Source organism: Micromonospora sp. NPDC023633, from assembly GCF_040640035.1.
Lineage (GTDB): Bacteria > Actinomycetota > Actinomycetes > Mycobacteriales > Micromonosporaceae > Micromonospora.
The window spans coordinates 1-1,731 of sequence record NZ_JBFABB010000276.1 but is presented as its reverse complement, the minus strand read 5'-3'; the positions used below and the strand labels follow the sequence as shown (position 1 = coordinate 1,731).

Here is a 1,731-nt window from a genome sequence, read left to right as displayed (position 1 = left end):
AACGCTCGGCTGGGAAACCCCAGCCGAGCGCCTGCATAAACTACTCGCGGCCTGATCAACAAACCACGTGTTGCGACGACCCCTAGAAACCGCCGTGCTTCGGGGCGGGCGTTGGCCGTCTCGACGATGAACACCTCGTCATCGTCGGTGATCAGGCGGGGAAGGCCACCCGCCCACTGAGGGTCCAGGCTGGCCATGCCCATCTCGTTGAACCGGTGGATGACCTGCCGGACCGTGTCCTCATCCGCCTGCACCAGCCGGGCGATCGCCGGCACGGTGTTCCCGCCGGCTGAAGCGAGCACGACCATGGCTCGCCGTAATCGGACCGCCGAGCCGTTACCACGACAGGTGATCCTCAGCAACTGCTGACCCTCCTGGTCACTGAGCCGCCGGACGCGCACGGGTTCTGCCACCGCCACAGCCTGAAGCCCGCGACGCCGCCCGTCAGCCAAGCCGACGGCGTGTCATCCAACACCGCGAACCTTCGTGGTCAGAGCACTAGCCATCGGCGGTGACAGCGGGATGGGAACGGGCGACGTGCGGCTGGCGTCGCTGCTCGACGCGTCGCTGGGCACTCTCGGCTGGCCCGCGGTGCTGTGGGATGGCCTGCTGCCCTACGCGCTCGCCGCCCCAAAGCGCTCACCCGCCTCACGCTGCCGCCAGCCCGACCACGCCTCCGGCCCGTACCTGCTCGCGGGCGCCTTCCTATCGGTTGCGCTCGTCGGCCCCTGAATCCCCGGCCAACAGGCGCAGGGCCGGGGCGGCACGCAACCTCGCCGCCCCGGCCCCAGCATCCCTCGTGCTCGCGGTCGCCATCGGGACACTGGTCCTGGTTCCACCGGCCTATCGATGGTGTTGATGCAACGATGGAACACATGGGAACTGCGAACACTGCTACACCTGCTATCTCGCCGCTTGCTGGCGAGCCGATTAAGCGTGCCGATGCCGAACGGCTCGCGGGAGTGCTGAAGGCAGTCGCCGACCCGGCCCGGCTGCAACTGCTCAGTCTGATCCAGTCCGCTCCGCAGGGCGAGGCATCCGTGAGTGACCTCACCGCGCCGCTCGGTCTCTCCCAGCCGACCGTGAGTCATCACCTTCGGATCCTCACCGAGGCCGGCCTGATCGAGCGCGAGCAGCGCGGCGTCTGGGCGTACTACCGCCTGGTCCCGTCCGCGATCGCTGCCATCGCTGACCTGCTGACGCCGCCCCGCAAGCGGGCAACGAAGCGGGCCCGCTGAGCGGCACTGCCGAAGGCCGGCACCGGCCTGGTCCCTATCCGTCCGCACACCACCCCAGAGCGCCCGGCATTTGTCCTACTCGGCGGGGCTAGCTTGCCGGCGGCGAAGGGTACGGATCCATCCTTGGGCAGTGTGCCGGGGCACGTTGTAGTGATCGGCGACCGCCGCCACGCCGCCAGCCTGCTGGTACACCGACTCGAGATCACTCGGTGACCGCCGGTACACGCGGCCCTTGGTGGTGCCCGCCTCGCCCTTCGCGGTCTTCTTGGTGGCCTTCCGCGCCGCAGTGGTGGCGTTGGCACCCGCTGCGGCTTTCCGCCCATCCGCCCGGGTCGAGCCAGCGGCCCGTGCCTTCGCCCGTGACGCCTGCTTCGGAACCGCGACCTCAGCCACGTCAGTCGCGGCTTGCCCTCAGCGGTGAGGGCGCGGCGTACCGTCAGCAAGGCACCGCAGCCTTCGTCTGTGGTCCGGGCCCCGCTCGACGTGGCCGACT

Annotated in this window: 3 protein-coding genes; 2 read left to right on the top strand and 1 reads right to left on the bottom strand. The window is 69.5% G+C overall.

What is annotated here, in order from left to right:
- The coding region (locus AB0G13_RS34670) for a helix-turn-helix domain-containing protein (RefSeq protein ID WP_357883921.1) at window positions 1–413 on the bottom strand (413 nt) is incomplete at its 3' end.
- A 73-nt stretch (window positions 414–486) separates the two neighbouring features.
- On the opposite strand from AB0G13_RS34670, the gene AB0G13_RS34665 reads away from it, so the two are divergent.
- Both AB0G13_RS34665 and AB0G13_RS34660 read left to right on the top strand, forming a co-directional pair.
- Window positions 487–732: a hypothetical protein gene (locus AB0G13_RS34665; protein ID WP_357883918.1), complete on the top strand. Its 246-nt coding sequence runs from the start codon at window positions 487–489 to the stop codon at window positions 730–732.
- A gap of 134 nt (window positions 733–866) precedes the next feature.
- Window positions 867–1,238, top strand: a complete 372-nt coding sequence (locus AB0G13_RS34660; protein ID WP_357883915.1) for a metalloregulator ArsR/SmtB family transcription factor — start codon at window positions 867–869, stop codon at window positions 1,236–1,238.
- Window positions 1,239–1,731: the final 493 nt, after the last annotated feature.